The sequence below is a fragment of the Actinoplanes aureus genome (assembly GCF_015704865.1).
Taxonomy (GTDB): Bacteria; Actinomycetota; Actinomycetes; order Mycobacteriales; family Micromonosporaceae; genus Actinoplanes; species Actinoplanes aureus.
In genome coordinates, this window is the sequence record NZ_JADQTO010000004.1 from 311,982 (window position 1) to 327,207 (window position 15,226).

18 protein-coding genes are annotated in these 15,226 nt (G+C 69.7%); 9 read left to right on the forward strand and 9 right to left on the reverse strand.

Going from position 1 to position 15,226, the window contains the following annotated elements:
- Nucleotides 1-22 precede the first annotated feature (22 nt).
- The 6 genes from I4J89_RS10245 to I4J89_RS10270 are packed head-to-tail and all read left to right on the forward strand — an operon-like array spanning nucleotide 23 to nucleotide 5,603.
- Entirely contained in the window at nucleotides 23-370 is a 348-nt protein-coding gene (locus I4J89_RS10245; RefSeq protein ID WP_196413635.1) for a PadR family transcriptional regulator, read from the forward strand.
- A 56-nt stretch (nucleotides 371-426) separates the two neighbouring features.
- A complete protein-coding gene (locus I4J89_RS10250) occupies nucleotides 427-1,227 on the forward strand; it encodes a hypothetical protein (protein ID WP_196413636.1) in 801 nt (266 codons plus the stop codon).
- Nucleotides 1,228-1,233: 6 nt separating this feature from the next.
- Nucleotides 1,234-2,880 carry an alpha-amylase family protein gene (locus I4J89_RS10255; RefSeq protein WP_196413637.1) on the forward strand — a complete coding sequence of 549 codons (1,647 nt, stop codon included), beginning with the start codon at nucleotides 1,234-1,236 and terminating at the stop codon, nucleotides 2,878-2,880.
- Nucleotides 2,881-2,930: 50 nt separating this feature from the next.
- Nucleotides 2,931-3,695 carry a 3-oxoacyl-ACP reductase FabG gene (fabG, locus tag I4J89_RS10260; RefSeq protein ID WP_196413638.1) on the forward strand — a complete coding sequence of 255 codons (765 nt, stop codon included), beginning with the start codon at nucleotides 2,931-2,933 and terminating at the stop codon, nucleotides 3,693-3,695.
- A gap of 36 nt (nucleotides 3,696-3,731) precedes the next feature.
- Nucleotides 3,732-4,136, forward strand: a complete 405-nt coding sequence (locus tag I4J89_RS10265) for a hypothetical protein (protein WP_196413639.1) — start codon at nucleotides 3,732-3,734, stop codon at nucleotides 4,134-4,136.
- Between the two features lie 3 nt (nucleotides 4,137-4,139).
- Nucleotides 4,140-5,603, forward strand: coding sequence for a glutathionylspermidine synthase family protein (locus tag I4J89_RS10270; RefSeq protein WP_196413640.1), 1,464 nt, complete (start codon nucleotides 4,140-4,142; stop codon nucleotides 5,601-5,603).
- A 165-nt stretch (nucleotides 5,604-5,768) separates the two neighbouring features.
- Here the strand turns inward: I4J89_RS10270 and I4J89_RS10275 are convergent, their stop codons facing one another.
- From I4J89_RS10275 to I4J89_RS10285, 3 genes are all read right to left on the reverse strand, one after another.
- On the reverse strand, nucleotides 5,769-6,296 hold the full coding sequence (locus I4J89_RS10275; RefSeq protein WP_196413641.1) for a hypothetical protein: 528 nt from the start codon (nucleotides 6,294-6,296) through the stop codon (nucleotides 5,769-5,771).
- Between the two features lie 194 nt (nucleotides 6,297-6,490).
- Complete coding sequence (locus tag I4J89_RS10280; protein WP_196413642.1) at nucleotides 6,491-6,916, reverse strand: hypothetical protein; 426 nt, start codon at nucleotides 6,914-6,916, stop codon at nucleotides 6,491-6,493.
- Nucleotides 6,909-7,274: a hypothetical protein gene (locus tag I4J89_RS10285; RefSeq protein ID WP_196413643.1), complete on the reverse strand. Its 366-nt coding sequence runs from the start codon at nucleotides 7,272-7,274 to the stop codon at nucleotides 6,909-6,911. The genes I4J89_RS10280 and I4J89_RS10285 overlap by 8 nt, the downstream gene beginning before the upstream one ends.
- Nucleotides 7,275-7,351: 77 nt before the next feature.
- On the opposite strand from I4J89_RS10285, the gene I4J89_RS10290 reads away from it, so the two are divergent.
- The gene (locus I4J89_RS10290) at nucleotides 7,352-8,251 is read left to right on the forward strand and encodes a Gfo/Idh/MocA family protein (protein WP_196413644.1); all 900 of its coding nucleotides are present in this window, start codon (nucleotides 7,352-7,354) and stop codon (nucleotides 8,249-8,251) included.
- Nucleotides 8,252-8,256: 5 nt separating this feature from the next.
- On the opposite strand, the gene I4J89_RS10295 is transcribed toward I4J89_RS10290, so the two are convergent.
- Nucleotides 8,257-8,472 carry a hypothetical protein gene (locus I4J89_RS10295; protein WP_196413645.1) on the reverse strand — a complete coding sequence of 72 codons (216 nt, stop codon included), beginning with the start codon at nucleotides 8,470-8,472 and terminating at the stop codon, nucleotides 8,257-8,259.
- Nucleotides 8,473-8,783: 311 nt separating this feature from the next.
- Here I4J89_RS10295 and I4J89_RS10300 point away from each other — a divergent pair, with 311 nt between their 5' ends.
- Nucleotides 8,784-9,113, forward strand: a complete 330-nt coding sequence (locus I4J89_RS10300) for a hypothetical protein (RefSeq protein WP_196413646.1) — start codon at nucleotides 8,784-8,786, stop codon at nucleotides 9,111-9,113.
- 2 nt (nucleotides 9,114-9,115) lie between these two features.
- On the opposite strand, the gene I4J89_RS10305 is transcribed toward I4J89_RS10300, so the two are convergent.
- Nucleotides 9,116-10,039 (reverse strand): AraC family transcriptional regulator, encoded by a 924-nt coding sequence (locus I4J89_RS10305; RefSeq protein WP_309238254.1) that lies wholly within the window; start codon nucleotides 10,037-10,039, stop codon nucleotides 9,116-9,118.
- A gap of 351 nt (nucleotides 10,040-10,390) precedes the next feature.
- Here I4J89_RS10305 and I4J89_RS10310 point away from each other — a divergent pair, with 351 nt between their 5' ends.
- A complete protein-coding gene (locus tag I4J89_RS10310; RefSeq protein ID WP_196413648.1) occupies nucleotides 10,391-10,747 on the forward strand; it encodes an STAS domain-containing protein in 357 nt (118 codons plus the stop codon).
- Between the two features lie 68 nt (nucleotides 10,748-10,815).
- Here the strand turns inward: I4J89_RS10310 and I4J89_RS10315 are convergent, their stop codons facing one another.
- Genes I4J89_RS10315 through I4J89_RS10330 form a run of 4 tightly spaced genes read right to left on the reverse strand, consistent with a single transcriptional unit; the run spans nucleotide 10,816 to nucleotide 15,197 of the window.
- The gene (locus I4J89_RS10315) at nucleotides 10,816-12,390 is read right to left on the reverse strand and encodes an MDR family MFS transporter (protein ID WP_196413649.1); all 1,575 of its coding nucleotides are present in this window, start codon (nucleotides 12,388-12,390) and stop codon (nucleotides 10,816-10,818) included.
- On the reverse strand, nucleotides 12,387-13,025 hold the full coding sequence (locus I4J89_RS10320) for an acyl-CoA-like ligand-binding transcription factor (protein WP_196413650.1): 639 nt from the start codon (nucleotides 13,023-13,025) through the stop codon (nucleotides 12,387-12,389). Before I4J89_RS10320 ends, I4J89_RS10315 begins: the two co-directional genes overlap by 4 nt.
- 40 nt (nucleotides 13,026-13,065) lie before the next feature.
- The gene (locus tag I4J89_RS10325; protein WP_196413651.1) at nucleotides 13,066-13,524 is read right to left on the reverse strand and encodes a hypothetical protein; all 459 of its coding nucleotides are present in this window, start codon (nucleotides 13,522-13,524) and stop codon (nucleotides 13,066-13,068) included.
- Nucleotides 13,525-13,559: 35 nt separating this feature from the next.
- The gene (locus tag I4J89_RS10330; RefSeq protein ID WP_196413652.1) at nucleotides 13,560-15,197 is read right to left on the reverse strand and encodes a CocE/NonD family hydrolase; all 1,638 of its coding nucleotides are present in this window, start codon (nucleotides 15,195-15,197) and stop codon (nucleotides 13,560-13,562) included.
- Nucleotides 15,198-15,226 lie beyond the last annotated feature (29 nt).

The following is a 15,226-nucleotide window of genomic DNA, read 5'->3' on the forward strand; positions in this document are numbered from 1 at the left end:
ATGATCGGTATATGTTGCTGAGATGACCGACGCACCGATGCGGGAGCCGACGTTCCTGATGCTCACCGCGCTGGCCGAGGAGCCACGGCACGGCTATGCCGTGATCGAGGACGTGGCGGCCATGACCGGCGGGCGCGTCCGGTTGCGAGCCGGCACGCTCTACGCCGCTCTCGACCGGCTGCGCACCGAGGGCCTCATCGAGGTCGACCACGAGGAGGTGGTGCAGTCCCGGCTGCGGCGCTACTACCGCCTCACCGCGGCCGGTGAGCGCGGTCTGGCCACCGAGACCGCCCGCCTGCGTGAGCAGGCCGCCATTGCCGAGCGGCGCCTACGCGCCCGTCATGCCGAGTTCGGGGGAGCACCCGCATGACCGACTGCACCGCAGCGAAGCAAGGGCCAGGAGGGCATGCGAAAGAAGGGCACAGCGTGACCGAGATGCGCTATCGCCGGCTGCTCGCGCTCTATCCGCGCGACTTCCGCCAGGAGTACGAGGAGGAGATGCTCGCCGTGCTGATGACCGACGACCGACGCGGCCCGGCTCAGGTCCTGGACGTGGCCCGCGCCGCCGTGACCGTGCGATTCCGGCTGGTGGCGGGTGCGGTCCAGTGGCGGCGTGCGGCCTGGGCCGTGCAGCTGTTCGGCGCGATTGTGCTGCTGTCGGTGGCGCTGCGGCGGTTCCTCATGCCGCTCACCTGGTCGACGTCTCCGTTCCGGCTCGACGCCGTCGACGGCACGCGGGTCGCCGGCTGGGCCGTCGTCGTGGTCGCCGCACTGCTGGGCTGGCGACTGCTCGGGTTCGCCGGTGCGGCGGCCGGGCTGGCCGGTGAGATCGCCTCGCCCGCTCGCTACTACTACGACACCCCGGCAAGCGTGCTCCACGTCTACTGGATCATCACCGCGGCCGCGGTCGTGCTGATCGCCGGACTCGTCGCTCTCCGGGCCGGTCCCCGCCCCCGAGGTTGGCTGGCCGTCGTGCGGGAGCCGGAGGTGCGCCGGTGGATGCTGGCGTGGGCAGCTCCGGTGCTCGTCACGATTCCCCTGGTCCGGGCGGGTTTCGGTGCCTTCATCGAGCACAACATGCGCCACCCCGAGTCACTGCGCCTGATCGCGCCGTACCAGTGGGTTGCTCTGGTGATCGTGCCGGTGGCCGCGTTCGTGGCGGTGGCGGTGCTCAACCGGCGGCTCGAAGCGACCCGGTTTCGGCTGGCCCGAGCGGGGACAAACTAAAGCAGCATGAGTGATCGGTGGTATGAGAAGGCCGTTGTCTACTGCTTGGACATCGACAGTTTCGCCGACTCGAACGGCGACGGCTGCGGTGACATCCGGGGCCTGATCGGCCGCCTGGACTACCTGTCGCGGCTGGGTGTCACCTGCCTGTGGCTCAACCCGATCCACCCGTCGCCGAACCGCGACGACGGTTACGACGTGTCGGACTTCTACAACGTCGATCCGCGGTTCGGCAACCTGGGTGACTTCGCCGAGCTGCTGCACGAGGCCGGCAACCGGGGTATCAAGGTCATCATCGACCTGGTGGTCAACCACACGTCCGACCAGCACCCGTGGTTCCAGTCGGCCCGGTCGTCGCCGGACTCGCTGTACCGGGACTGGTTCGTCTGGAGCGAGACCGAGCCCAAGGACCGCAAGCAGGGCATGGTCTTCCCGGGTGAGCAGGACGAGACCTGGACCTACGACCGCACCGCCAAGCTCTGGTATTACCACCGGTTCTACAAGTTCCAGCCCGACCTGAACATGAAGAATCCGGCGGTCCGCGAGGAGATCAAGAAGATCTGCTCGTTCTGGCTCCAGCTCGGGGTCGCCGGGTTCCGGATGGACGCGGTGCCGTTCATCATCGAGGAGACCGAGCCGGGCAACCCGACCTCACCGATGGACTTCGAGTTCCTCAGCGAGCTGCGCCAGCACGTCCAGTGGCGTAAGGGCGACGCGGTGCTGCTGGCCGAGGCGAACGTGGAGCCGGCCCAGCTCACCGAGTACTTCGGTGACGCCGGTGGCTCGTCGAACCGGATCCACATGCTCTTCGACTTCATGCTGAACAGCAAGATCATGCTGGCCCTGGCGCGGGAGGACCCGGAGCAGATCATCGACGCGTTGCGGGACGCGCCGAAACTACCGCAGGGTGGGCAGTGGGCCACCTTCCTGCGCAACCACGACGAGATCGACCTGTCCCGGCTCACCGCCGAGCAGCGTGCCGACGTGTTCAACCGGTTCGGGCCGGAGCCGGAGATGCAGCTCTACGGGCGCGGCATCCGCCGCCGGCTGGCGCCGATGCTCGGCAATGATCGCCGGCACATCGAGCTGGCCTACTCGCTGCAGTTCACCCTGCGGGGCACCCCGGTGCTGCGCTACGGCGAGGAGATCGGGATGGGGGACGACCTCAACCAGCCCGGCCGCCACTCGGTGCGTACGCCCATGCAGTGGTCCCTGCTGCCCAACGGCGGTTTCTCCACCGCTGACCCGGAGAAGCTGGTCCGTCCGGTGATCTCCGACGACGAGTTCGGCTATTCCAAGGTCAACGTGACCCTCCAGCGCCACGATCCGAACTCGTTGCTCTCCTGGTTCGAGCGCATGATCCGTACGCTGCGTGAGGCGCCGGAGATCGGTAGCGGCGAGTGCAAGCACGTCGACGTGCAGGTGCCGCCCGGAGTGCTGGTGCACCGGGCGGACGACGGCACCGGGACGATGGTTTTCGTGCACAATCTGGGCACCGAACCGGGTGTGGTGGATCTGAGCAGCCTGGCCGCCGAGGCTGAGTTCCCGAACGACGTGCTGGCCGACCAGGAGTACCCGGAACCCGGCAAGCTGGACGCGATCCGGGTCGAGGGACACGGATACCGGTGGATCCGGCTGCGCAGGACCGCCTGACCGCGACTAGCATCGGCCGACAGGTAACGGAGATCACTACGGAGGCCGCAATGTCGCAGTCCGCACCCCGCCGGGTGGCCGTCGTCACCGGAGCCGCTCGTGGCATCGGTGAGGCGATCGCTCTGAAGCTCGCCGCCGACGGCATGGCGGTCGCTGTGGTGGACCTGGACGAGGGCGCCTGCGCCAACACGGTGACCGCGATCCACGACGCCGGTGGCTCCGCGGTGGCGGTCGGCGCCGACGTCGCCGACGCGGCCCAGGTGACCGCGGCGGTCGAGCGGGTGACGGCCGAGCTCGGCCCGCCGACCGTGCTGGTCAACAACGCCGGGGTGCTCCGGGACAACCTGCTCTTCAAGATGTCCGAGGACGACTGGGACACCGTGATGGCGGTGCACCTGCGCGGCGCCTTCCTGTTCAGCAAGGCGGTGCAGAAGCACATGGTCGACGCCGGGTTCGGCCGGATCGTGAGCCTCTCCAGCACCTCCGCGCTCGGCAATCGGGGCCAGGCGAACTACGCCGCCGCCAAGGCCGGCATCCAGGGCTTCACCAAGACCCTCGCGATCGAGCTCGGCAAGTTCGGCATCACCGCGAACGCGGTCGCACCGGGATTCATCGTCACCGACATGACCCGGGCGACCGCTGCCCGGGTCGGGGTGGATTTCGCCGATTTCGAGAAGGCCGCGGTGAGCCAGATTCCCGTCGCCCGGGCCGGCCGTCCCGAAGACGTGGCGAACACCGTAGCCTTCCTGGTCAGTGAGGGGGCAGGCTTTGTGTCGGGACAGGTGGTCTATGTCGCCGGCGGGCCACGAGACTGATGCTGGCAACTTGCTGAGAAGAGTTACAAAGAAATCATGAACCGACGCATGAGTTCCCGCAGCGTGTCGCTGACCAGCACGTTCCTCTTGCTGGCCGCGGGAGGTGTGGCGGCATGTGACAACGACGAATATGTGGACGAGGGCTTCTACTGCGCCGACGAGAACGGTGTGGTCGTCGACGAGGACTACTGCGACGACGACTACCGCGGTGGCGGCGGCCTGGCCTTCTTCATCTGGCACTCCGCGGCCTACCGGTCCGGCTATCCGGTGGGTTACCGGCTGCCCGCCGGCGGCAGCAAGTTCGCCTACAACGACGCGGCCGCGCGTTCCAAGTTCGGGCTGCCGGCCACCGGCAAGATCAGCAACGGCACCGTGAAGACGAGCGTGGTCGGCAAGGGCGGCGGCGGTTCCCGGAGCAAGTCCGGCTCGGGTGGGGGCTGACCGGTGCGACGCGTTCCGTACGGGCCGGTGCGCGACGGCTGGCAGCTCACCAACTTCAGCCTCGGGCTGACGTACAACGACACCGAGCTGCCGGACGGCACGATGACGTCCTACTGGCGCGAGGGGCCGTACTACGACTTCACCGCGGCGGAGATCGAGGAGCTGGAGACCGCCACCGCGACCCTGTACGCGATGTGCATCGAGGCCGGCGACTGGATGGTCCGCCAGTGCCCGCGACTGACCGTCGAGGGCCGTAAGCAGGGCTTCTTCGCCTCGATCTGCAACGACGAGACGTGCTTCCTGGCTCGCATCGGCATCCCGGAGTACACCCACGAGCAGATCATCCGGACCTGGTTCGACGGCGACGCGGAGACGTGGACGCACTACGACAAGGACCCGGACATGCGTCTGCCGATGCAGACGCCGGACTACTCGCCGAGCGTCTACGGCCGGTTCGACCTCTGGTACAACGGCGCCGGCAGCACTCCGCGCCTGCTCGAGTTCAACGCGCAGACGCCGACGTCGCTGGTCGAGGCCGCGGTCATCCAGTGGCACTGGATGGACCAGACCGGCGTCACGCAGCACGAGTGGCGGCAGTGGAACTCCATTCACGAGCGCCTCGTCGGCTGGGAGGCCACGCCGGGCGAGCCGGGCGACCCCGGTGCCTGGCGGCGCAACATCAACAAGCTCCGCGAGGCGCGGACATGGCTCCCGGAGAAGCCGAAGATCTTCTTCGCGTACGAGACGAGCGAGACGTCCGGCGAGGACCGGATGAACGTCGCCTACCTGATGGCCACCGCGGAGGAGGCCGGCTACCCGGTCGAGCTGATCGCGATGAGCCAGATCGGCTGGGACGTGGCCGGCGATCGGGTGGTCTTCGTGCCCGCTCCGGGCCAGGAACACAAGGCCGAGCCGATCGACGTGATCTTCATGCTCTATCCCTGGGAGTGGTTCTGGCACGAGGAGGGCGGCAAGGCCTTCTTCCGGAACATGGCCGACCCGGAGAAGCGCGGCACGGTCTGGATCGAGCCGCCCTACAAGGCCGCACTGCTCGGCAACAAAGCCCTGCTCCCGGTCCTGTGGAACCTGTTCGGCGACGACCCGGAGCGCGGAAAGTACCTGCTACCGGCCTACTTCGCCGAGTCCTCCAAGGCCGCGAAGCTGACGTCGTTCGCGAAGAAACCCGTGTGGGGCCGGGAAGGCGGTTCGGTCACCCTGGTCCGCGACGGCGTTCCGATCACCACAAACCCGTCCGAGTACGGCGCCGACGGCCGCTACATCGTCCAGGAGCTCTGCGAACTGCCGTCCTTCGACGGCCTGGAGGGCACTCTGCACCCGGTGATCGGCTCCTGGCTGATCGACGGCGAGCCGGCCGGCATGGGCATCCGCGAGGGCATCGGCACCGAGGGCCTGGTCACCGGCAACACCTGCAACTTCGTCCCGCACACCATCGAGTCCGGCGCCTGATCGTCAGCCGCCGGCTGGCGAGTGGCGTGCCGGGCACCCCGGAGAGTGCCTTCCGAGAGGGACGACGAGACCCTGTACGAGTCGCATCGTTCCAGATCAGAAGGCACTTTCGCATCCCCGGCACCGTCACCACGAGCCCTCACTGAAGGCCGAGGCCAACTGTGCTTAAGGTCGGTCTCCTATGAAACCTGCCGATCCCGGCAAGCAGTTGAACAGCTCGAGGCGGTAGGAGCTGTAGAGCCCCGTAATGGTGGACGGGTAGCGATATCCGTAGACGAAGGTCCCGCTGCGGACGACCGCCCCGTTGACCACATCCACAACGCGGAAACTACAGCCGATGGTGGGGACGGGTTTGGTGATGATGATGTAGATCCTGCCGCCTGCGGCCGGGATCGCGCCGGTCCGGCAACCTGTGCTCGTCGCCCCGACGGTGCAGTCGTCTGCTGCCAGTAGAACGGGTCCGGCGACCATGTCGGATGCGCCAGTCGCTTCGGCCGGCCGCGATGAGGTAGCACCCGCGGGCGACGCGAGCATCAACATCGAGGCGACTCCGGCGACGGCAGCGACGGCAGCGTGACCGGCCCTCTTGCGCAATGAACTGACCAATGGAAACACCCCCGTGTATCGATGAGTCGGTACGGGTCGCTGCGCTACCGCGAGGGATGCGGCGGCGAGCAGTTTGAGTGTCCGCACGATTTGTCCTCCCGTGAGTCGTGCCCGCTGCGGACCAACCGTCTGCGGGCAAGCTGTGCGGTCCTGCAGTGCGGTCGACGCTAGGGGAGGGCAAGGGAGCCGAGAGAGAGGATTTGGCGTGGGCTGAATAGATGGCCTGCCAAGAACCGGGCCGGGCTGGGCGCAGCGCGATCACCGCCGGGCGAGCGAGGCCATCAGGCCCTGTGCCGCCAGATCCACCAGAGGCCGATGAAGGGCAGGACGAGCGGGACGTAGCCGTACCCGCTGCCGAAGCGGGACCAGACGGTGTCGTCCGGGAAGGCGACCGCGTCGACCACGCTGAGAACGCCGACGACCAGGACGCCGACCAACTCGACCGTGCAGCTGATGAGCGCGAGCATCCGGCCGCGCGGGCCGCCGCGGGCCAGGCCGACGGTGGCGGCGAGGTAGACCAGGCCGGCGAACGCGGACAGCAGGTAGGCGAGCGGTGCCTCGGAGAAGTGCGTGCTGATCTGCACCAGTGCGCGGGCGCTCGCGGAGAGCGCGAAGACGCCGTAGACGAGCAGGAGAACCCGGCCGACGCCGGTGTTCAGCGCGGCGTCGCGGGGCCGGGAGGCGGTTGGTGTGCTCTGGTCAGGCACCGGTCACCGACGCGATCTGCTGCAACCGCAGCACGAGGACGGGCAGGATCAGGCAGCCGATCCCCAGGATCAGATTGCCCCAGCGGGTCGGCTCCATCTTGGCGAGCACCAGCGCGGTCGGCGCGAACCCGACAGTGGTGATCAGATAGCCGGCGAAGGTGCCGGTCTCCTGCGGCCGGCTCCCGTCGAAGAGGCCCACGACCGCGACCACGACAAGTACCGTGACCAGGGCGCCGAACACGGCCATGGCCAGCAGGTCGAACCGGCTGGGCGCGCGGTCCAGCGCTGCACGCAGCAGGTACCACGCCGCGAGCACGAGGGCGGCGACGATCGTCACCGTGGAGAGGGCACCGTTCACCCGGCCAGGTTACTGATGCCCGTCCGGGCTGGTAACTTCCGGCCTGGAGATCAGCTTGAGCGAGGATGGTCGATTCAGTGCGGTTCGGACTTTTCGGTACGGGACCCTGGGCCCATCTGGCCCACGCGCCGGCGCTCGCCGCGCATCCGGAAGTGGAGTTCGCCGGCGTCTGGGGGCGGAACCCGGAGAAGGCGGCGGAGCTGTCCGGCCGCTACGGCGTACCGGCGTACGCCGGGATCGACGACCTGCTCGCCGAGGTGGACGCGGTCGCGATCGCGCTGCCGCCGGATGTGCAGGCCCCGATCGCCCTGCGCGCGGCACAGGCCGGACGACACCTCCTGCTGGACAAGCCGGTAGCGCTGCGTACCGATGAGGCGGAAGCCCTCGCCGCCGCGGTCACCGAGCGTGATCTCGCGTCGGTGGTGTTCTTCACCCGGCGCTTCGCGCCGGAGGTCGCCGGATTCGTCGCCGAGGCGGTCGCCACCGGCGGCTGGACCGAGGCGCGGGTCGACCACCTCGGCTCCATCTTCCGCGACGACAATCCGTTCGGCGCCTCGCCCTGGCGCCGGGAGCGCGGTGGGCTCTGGGACGTCGGCCCGCACGCGCTCGCGCTGGTGCTTCCGGTGCTCGGTCCGGTCACCGAGGTGACCGGCATGGCCGGCGAGCCGGATCTGACCCACCTGCTGCTCCGGCACGCCGGTGGAGCGATCAGCCGGCTCACTCTTTCGGTGGACGCGCCCGCCGCCGCGGCGCGTGAGGAGGCCGTGTTCGCCGGCGAGGCGGGCGTGGTGCCCGTCCCGGAGGCGGCATGGGCCCCCGAGGTGGCCCTCGGCCGTGCCGTCGATCAGTTGATCTCGGCCGCGGCGGGCGGTGCCCGGCCGGATTGCGACGTACGGTTCGGCGCCCGGGTGACCGCGGTGCTGGTCGCCGCCGAGCAGGCGATCCGGGAGCGGACGACCGTACGGCTGGGTGGCTGACCGGCTTACGGAACCGTGCGCTCGATCGCCGCGGCGCCGTCCCGCTCCAGCTCAGCGCGGGCCCGGGCAATGTTCTCCGGTGTCGGGTACTTGCCCTGGGCCACCGCCAGGTCCTCCGGGTCCCAGGGCTGTTCCGCGCCGGTACGCCAGACCGGCGTGGTGCGCCCGGAGTGCCCCCCGGCCTCGGCGGCCTCCTCCAGCGACGTCGTGATCTTCTGCATCATGGCTCCCTACGTGAGTGGTGCGCTTACCGGCTCCGATTCTCTACGCCGGGTCACCCGAAGGTGGCCGTCTCGCGTATTTCGGCCGGTCGAACTGAGCGCTAACTGGACAGAACCCGCGCGTTACGGATGGACGCAAAGTAGCGAGCCGAATACATTTTCGGCTTGTCACGCACATCGGGTACGACGTCCGGCGGAGGCTTGTGGCTTCCGGGCATAACCCGGCGGGTGGGTGGGGGCGAGGGGATGCACCACATGACCGACTGCACCGCAGCGAAGCGAGGCCAGACCGCACGCGGGGGAGGACGGGCGTGACCGGCTCGTGGGACGCCGAGCGGGACGCGTACGACGCCGCGCAGGCGCTCGCCGGCCTGGCTGCCCTGCTGTCCGGGACGCCGGGTGAACAGGAGCGGCACGTGCTGCTCAGCATGGCGCGCAACGGCGAGGCGGCGGCCGAGCGGGTCGCGGCCTACCTGCGCCAGCAACGCGGTGCGGGGGACGGTGACCTGGCCGCGGTGCCCACCCGGCTGGCTCCGTGGCGGGACTGGGTCCCGACGCGCGGCCATCTCTTCGGTGCGACCGCCGCCACCCGCCACTCCAACGAGGTGCCCCAGCCGCGGCGCTGCGATCCCGGAGAGTGACGCTACGGGGTCGCTTTCAACGTGGCGGAGGGTGATTCTCCGAAGCGCTGCCGGTAGGCCGACGCGAACCGGCCCAGATGGGCGAAGCCCCAGCGGTGTGCCACGGTGGCGACCGTGATCCGGGCCGGATCGCCGCGCCGCAGAGCGTCCCGGGCCCGGGACAGGCGTACCTGCTGCAGGTAGGTCATCGGCGCGTTGCCGACGTGCCGGCGGAATCCCTCCTGCAACGACCGCACGCTCATCCCGGCTATCACGGCGAGCTCGCCCACGGTGAAGTTGCGCTCCGGCTCGTCGTTGATGGCCTCCACCGCGCGCCGGATGGCCCGTGGTGGTCCCGCGGTGACCGGCAGCGTCAGCTCGTCGTGGTAGCGGTGCGGCACGCTCAGCAGCAGGCCGCTCAGCACGCTGCTGCACAGCTGCTCGGCGATGAGCGGCTGGTAGATGAGGCTGCTCTCGTGCTCGAGTTCCTCGTGCAGCAGCCGGATCAGCCGGCTCCAGCTGTGCGCCGGACCGTCGCCGAGGTCGAAGGACGTAGGCAGGTCGATCGGGCCGTCGATCGGATGACCGAGCAGCGCGGCCAGCTCGGCCTCCAGCGCACCCCGCTCGATCCGCACCTCCAGCTCCGCGGAATTCGCCTCGTGCCGCAGGTGGATCGGGTCGCCGGGCCGGAAGACAAGGGCGGTGGCGGGTGTCACCGTGACCTCCTGCCCGGCGTGCCGGGAGCGGATCTCCCCGGCCGTCGGCAGCGTCACGTGGTACGCGTCCATCTCCGGCGCGACCAGCGTGGCACAACCGGCGAACGTGAAGTGCCCGACGGTGAGGGGTCCGAGTTGGATCAGCTCCACCTCCACCCGGGTCTTCTCGCCGTCGGAGGCGTCGAGCGACACCGGGTGGTAAAAACGATTCAGAACATCGCGAGCCCGCACGGCGTCGACACTGTCGAAGTAAACGGTTCCCGGCGCCGACATGAGACGCGGAAGGCCGTCAACCATCGCGCCCGGCGGTCCATCGCATACGGTGAGTATTCGGTCAAAGCCCGTAGACAGTCAACGTAGGCGCCACGCAGTGACCGTTCCAGCACATTCCGGCCATATGAACTACTCTGGCGTTCCGCGCCTACGTGGCGTAACTTGCAGACCAGCGGATTGTTGTAGGAACGCGGGTTCCGGTTGGTGTCCCCCAGCGCGCACCGCTCAGGCACGGCCCTTTCGGCCGGCGCTCCGTGTCCCGCGGAAAGTCGGCGTCGGCTCCGGCTCGACGCCAGGAAGAGGGCAGCTGTGTATCTGCCGATCACGACCCGCCAGCTGGCCGACGGCACCGTCGAGATCGCACCTAGTGGTGAGATCGATCTGGACAACGCTCACGTCATGAGGGATGCCGTCAACGACGTGCTGACCAGCATGACGCCGAGCAAGATCTGCCTGGACCTCCAGCGGGTGATGCTGATCGACAGCATCGGGATCGGCATCCTGGTCGCCTGCTTCCACACCGCCGCGGCGAGCGGCGTCAAGCTGGTGGTCAGCCATCCCAGCGCCACCGTCTACCGGCAGCTCTGGGTCTCCGGGCTGGTCGGCCTGCTCGGGTGTGCCGAGCCGCCCTCACCGCGTACGTCGGTGGGCCTTCGCCCGGCCTGATCCGTTTTCACCCGTCCGAGGGGTGCCGGACGACCGATTCCGACCGGCCGGCACCCGCTCAGCGGGGATCAGTGCACGGACAGTGCCGCCGCTTCCTCCTGGGCGCGACGCTCGTCGCCGGAGAGCGTGGAGAGCGGCTTCTCCTTGATGAAGAGCACCGCGATCACCGCCAGGAACGCGATCGGCGCACCGATCAGGAAGAGATCGGCGGTCGCCGTGCCGTAGATGTCCTTGACGACGCCGAGCACCTCGGGCGGCAGGGTCTCCAGGTCCGGGACCTGCGCGGTGCCCTCGGACGCGGCCGCGCCGAACCGCTCGCCGAAGAGCGTGGTGACCCGGCTGGCCAGCACCGCACCGAGAGCGCTGACCCCGATCGAGCCGCCCATGCTGCGGAAGAAGGTCAGGGCGGAGGTGGTGGCGCCCAGCTCGGCGGCCGGCACGTCGTTCTGCGCGGCGAGGACCAGGTTCTGCATCAGCAGACCGACACCGATGCCCAGCACCGCCATGTAGACCGAGAGCACGAGCACACTCGTACCGGCGCCGATGGTGCTCAGCAGCAGCATGCCGGCGGTCATCACCACCGAACCGGCCACCAGATACGCCTTCCATTTGCCGTATTTCGTGATGAGCGCACCGGCGACGGTGGAGGAGACGAGCAGACCGAAGACCATCGGCAGGCCCATCAGCCCGGCGACGGTCGGCGACTTGCCGAGCGAGATCTGGAAGTACTGCGAGAGGAAGACCGTACCGCCGAACATCGCGACACCCACCAGCACGCTGGCGACGATGGCGAGGGTGACGGTGCGGTGCCGGAAGATGCCGAGCGGGATGATCGGCTCCTTGGCCTTCGACTCGACGAACACCGCCAGCGCCAGCAGCACCAGGCCGCCCGCGACCATGGCCGCGGTCTGCCAGGAGGCCCACTCGAAGTGCGCGCCGGCCAGCGTGGACCAGATCAGCAGGGTGCTCACACCCGCGGTGATCAGCAGCGCGCCGAGCCAGTCGATGCTCACCTCGCGGCGGATGACCGGCAGGTGCAGCGTCTTCTGCAGCAACGCGATCGCGATCACCGAGAACGGCACGCCGATCAGGAAGCACCAGCGCCAGCCCAGCCAGGACGTGTCGACGAGCACGCCGCCGATCAGCGGGCCGGCGATGGTGCCGACGCCGAAGACCGCGCCGAACATGCCGGAGTAGCGGCCGAGCTCCCGGGGCGGGATCATCGCGGCCATCACGATCATCGCGAGCGCGGTCATGCCGCCCGCGCCGACGCCCTGGATGATCCGGCTGACCAGCAGCATCTCCACGTTCGGGGTGAGGCCGGCGACCAGCGAGCCGGCCACGAACAGGCCGAGGGAGAGCTGGATCAGCAGCTTCTTGCTCCAGAGGTCGGCCATCTTGCCCCAGAGCGGGACGGTGGCCGTCATGGCGAGCAGCTCGGTCGTGACGATCCAGGTGTAGACGGACTGGCTGCCGTTCAGGTCGGCGATGATCCGGGGCAGCGCGTTGGCCACCACGGTGGAGGCCAGGATGCTCACGAACATGCCGAGCATGAGGCCGGAGAGGGCCTGGAGCACCTCTCGGCGTGACATCCGGCCGGACGACTCGGCGTCCGCGGGGGGTTTTGTTTCTGTGCTGGTCATGCGTCGGATTCCTCGATCGTGCTGACAGGGGCGGCCAGGCCGGCGGCGACGATGCCGAAGGCCTCGCGGGTGTGGTCGGAGAGGGGGCGCGCGCCGCCGGTGTCGGCCGCCCAGCGCATCACCGCGACCCGCAGGGCGGCGTTGGCGACGGCGGCGGCGACCGGCGGGAAGGGGTGATCCGGCGGCAGTGAGAGGCGCTCGGCCACGGCCGCGGCGAGCTCCTGCTCGGCGGTCGCGGCGGCGGCGATCAGCAGCGGCAGCAGCTGCGGGTGTGCGCTGATCACCCGCATCCTGAGCAGCCAGAGCGCGCGTTCCGCCTGAATCTGGCGCATCGCCGGGCCGAGCGCGGTCAGCAGGGCGTCCAGAAGCGGTGTTCCGGCCGGTACGGCGAGCAGCTGCTGCCGCAGGTCGGTGCTCCCCTCCAGGGGGTCGCCGACGAGGGCGTCCTCCTTGGTCGGGAAGTAGTTGAAGAAGGTCCGCGGCGACACCTCGGCCAGCGCGCTGATCTCGTCGACGGTGACCCGGTCGGCGCCGCGCTCGTCCACCAGGGTGAGCGCGGCGGTGATCAGGGCGAGGCGGGTCTGCCGGCGCTTGGTCTCGCGCAGGCCGGCCGGGCGCTCGGGTGGTGGAGGCACCCGGCGAGGCTACGCGCGATCTTGCAGTTTCTGCAAAGTTTTAATCGTTGATCTGCGTCCGCTCGATCTCGGCCAGCGCCGCGGTCAGCCAGGGAGCCGACGGGCGATCGCCCAGCAGGTCGGCGAGCAGCACGGCGGCCTGCCGGGCCAGCACATCCGGCTTCGGCGGCGGCGCACCCTCCTCGTCCAGCACGCCGAGCGCGCCCGCCAGCAGCCAGAGCACCACCTGCGGATCCGCGGCGGGCCAGGACCGTACGCAGCTCGCCAGCGCGGCCCGCACGTCGTCCGCGGTCAGGCCGTCGGGGTGGCCGTCCTCCAGCAGCAGCCGGACCGCCGTACCCAGGATCAGCCCGGTATGTGCCGGATCGAGGGCGGCCAGCCGTTCGGTGGCCTCGTCGAGCGCCGTGGTGTCACCGGCCTTGACGGCCTCGATGGCGGCGGTCGCAGCGGCCGCGATCGGCCGGGCCGGTGCGGGCAGGTGCCGCCAGGATCGATTCATGGCGACGACCCTACCCACGGCCGGATGTTGCCGGCCTAACACGCCACCGGCAGCAGCAGGCGTGATCCGGCGAGGTGCAGGGTGTGCAACGACGGCGCCAGATGGCGGCCCTGTGCCGGTTCGCCCGGGGTGCCGAGGTTGCGGGCGAACCGGGGGAAGGCGCCGCCGGAGACCTGTAGTCGCAGGTGATGGCCGGCCGGCAGCCGGTGGAAGCACTGGTCCAGGGTCAGGGTGAGGCGCTGCAGCTGACCGGCCGGCACCGACGGGTCGAGCCGGAGGTGCTGGTCGGAGAAGTTGTGCGAACGCCCGCGCGGGTCCACGTCGCAGAGCCGGACGAAGACGTCGGCGTACGGGTTGTCGACGTCGATCGCCAGCTCCAGGACCGGCGCACCGACCACGTCCACCGCGGTGGGCAGCGGATCGGTGGTGAACGTGGCCACGTCGGCGCGGGACTCCAGCCGGCGGTTGTCGCGTACGCCCATCGAGCCGATAAGCGTGCGGCCACCCACCGAGGGCGTGGGGTCGGCGGGGTCGTACCGGAAGGCGGCGCTGCCCTCCGGCCGGGCCGGTGCGGCCGTGGTCAGCGAGCGGTCGGCCCGCAGGTGGAAGGTCACCGGCTCGGCCAGCGGCGGCCACGACGGCAGCTCGTGCCACGAGCACTCACCGGTGCGGTACACCCGGACCGGCTGCTTACGGGCCGACGCGCCACCGGCGAGGTGCTGGTCCAGCCAGGCGAGGCTCTCCCGGACGACCTGGCCGGCGGCCCGTGTGGCGACCTGTATGTGGGTCCACGGTCCGACGGTCAGCGCGACGTCGACACCGCGCGCCTCGAGCGCCGCGTACTGCTCCAGGGTCTGGTCCAGGAACAGGTCCTGCCAGCCGCTGAACAGCAGCACCGGCACCGTGGAGCGCTGGAGAGCCGAGCCGGCCCGGTACGGCTCCCACCACGGGTCGTCGCCGTCCGGGTGGGCCAGCCACTCGCGGTACCAGGGTGCGCGTCCGCGCAGCACCGGTACGGCGGCGGCGGGCAGCGGCAGCCCGGTGAGGCCGGGCCGGATCCGGCGCGGGGCGGTCGCCATGCTCAGAACCCGGCGCAGGCCACCACCGTCCTCCTGATGTGCGATCTGATCGCTCCAGCCGAGGAAGTCGCCGAGGGTGAAGGCGCCGGTCCCGTAAACCGCCTGCCGGAAGTCGTGCGGTCCGACGTAGATGACCGCGGCGTGCAGCTCCGGCGGGGGATCCTGGAGCAGCGTCCACTGTGCCCAGCCCAGGTACGAGGCGCCGAGCGTGGCCAGCCGCCCGTCGAACCACGGCTGTTCCCGCAGCCACGCGACGGTGTCCAGGCCGTCCTCGGTCTCCTGGGCCATCGGCCGGAACGTCCCGCCCGAACCGAACGTGCCGCGCACGCTCTGGATCACCACGTGATAGCCGCGGGCCGCGAACAGCCGGCCGTGCAGGGCCGAGGTGGGCAGGCCCCGCCCGTACGGCGTCCGGATCAGCACGGTGCCGTGTGGATCATCACTCTCCGGGATGAAATGGTCGCCGAGAAGTAGCGTGCCGTCGCGCATCGAAGTACGGACTGATTCGACCCGATAAGTGGTCATTGCCGGGCTCTGCCCGAGTATCCGGCTCAGCACCGCGTCGGCCACCCGCTGCCTTTTCGAGATCGGCATTCACTCGCCCCCTGCCCGGTCAACGGCGG

What these genes read in the sequence shown, in the direction of transcription:
- I4J89_RS10245 (WP_196413635.1), top strand. Translation starts at nt 23, where the DNA reads ATGACCGACGCACCGATGCGGGAGCCGACGTTCCTGATGCTCACCGCG.
- I4J89_RS10255 (WP_196413637.1), top strand. Translation starts at nt 1,234, where the DNA reads ATGAGTGATCGGTGGTATGAGAAGGCCGTTGTCTACTGCTTGGACATC.
- fabG (WP_196413638.1), top strand. Translation starts at nt 2,931, where the DNA reads ATGTCGCAGTCCGCACCCCGCCGGGTGGCCGTCGTCACCGGAGCCGCT.
- I4J89_RS10265 (WP_196413639.1), top strand. Translation starts at nt 3,732, where the DNA reads ATGAACCGACGCATGAGTTCCCGCAGCGTGTCGCTGACCAGCACGTTC.
- I4J89_RS10295 (WP_196413645.1), bottom strand. Translation starts at nt 8,472, where the DNA reads ATGCAGAAGATCACGACGTCGCTGGAGGAGGCCGCCGAGGCCGGGGGG.
- I4J89_RS10315 (WP_196413649.1), bottom strand. Translation starts at nt 12,390, where the DNA reads ATGACCAGCACAGAAACAAAACCCCCCGCGGACGCCGAGTCGTCCGGC.
- I4J89_RS10325 (WP_196413651.1), bottom strand. Translation starts at nt 13,524, where the DNA reads ATGAATCGATCCTGGCGGCACCTGCCCGCACCGGCCCGGCCGATCGCG.
- I4J89_RS10330 (WP_196413652.1), bottom strand. Translation starts at nt 15,197, where the DNA reads ATGCCGATCTCGAAAAGGCAGCGGGTGGCCGACGCGGTGCTGAGCCGG.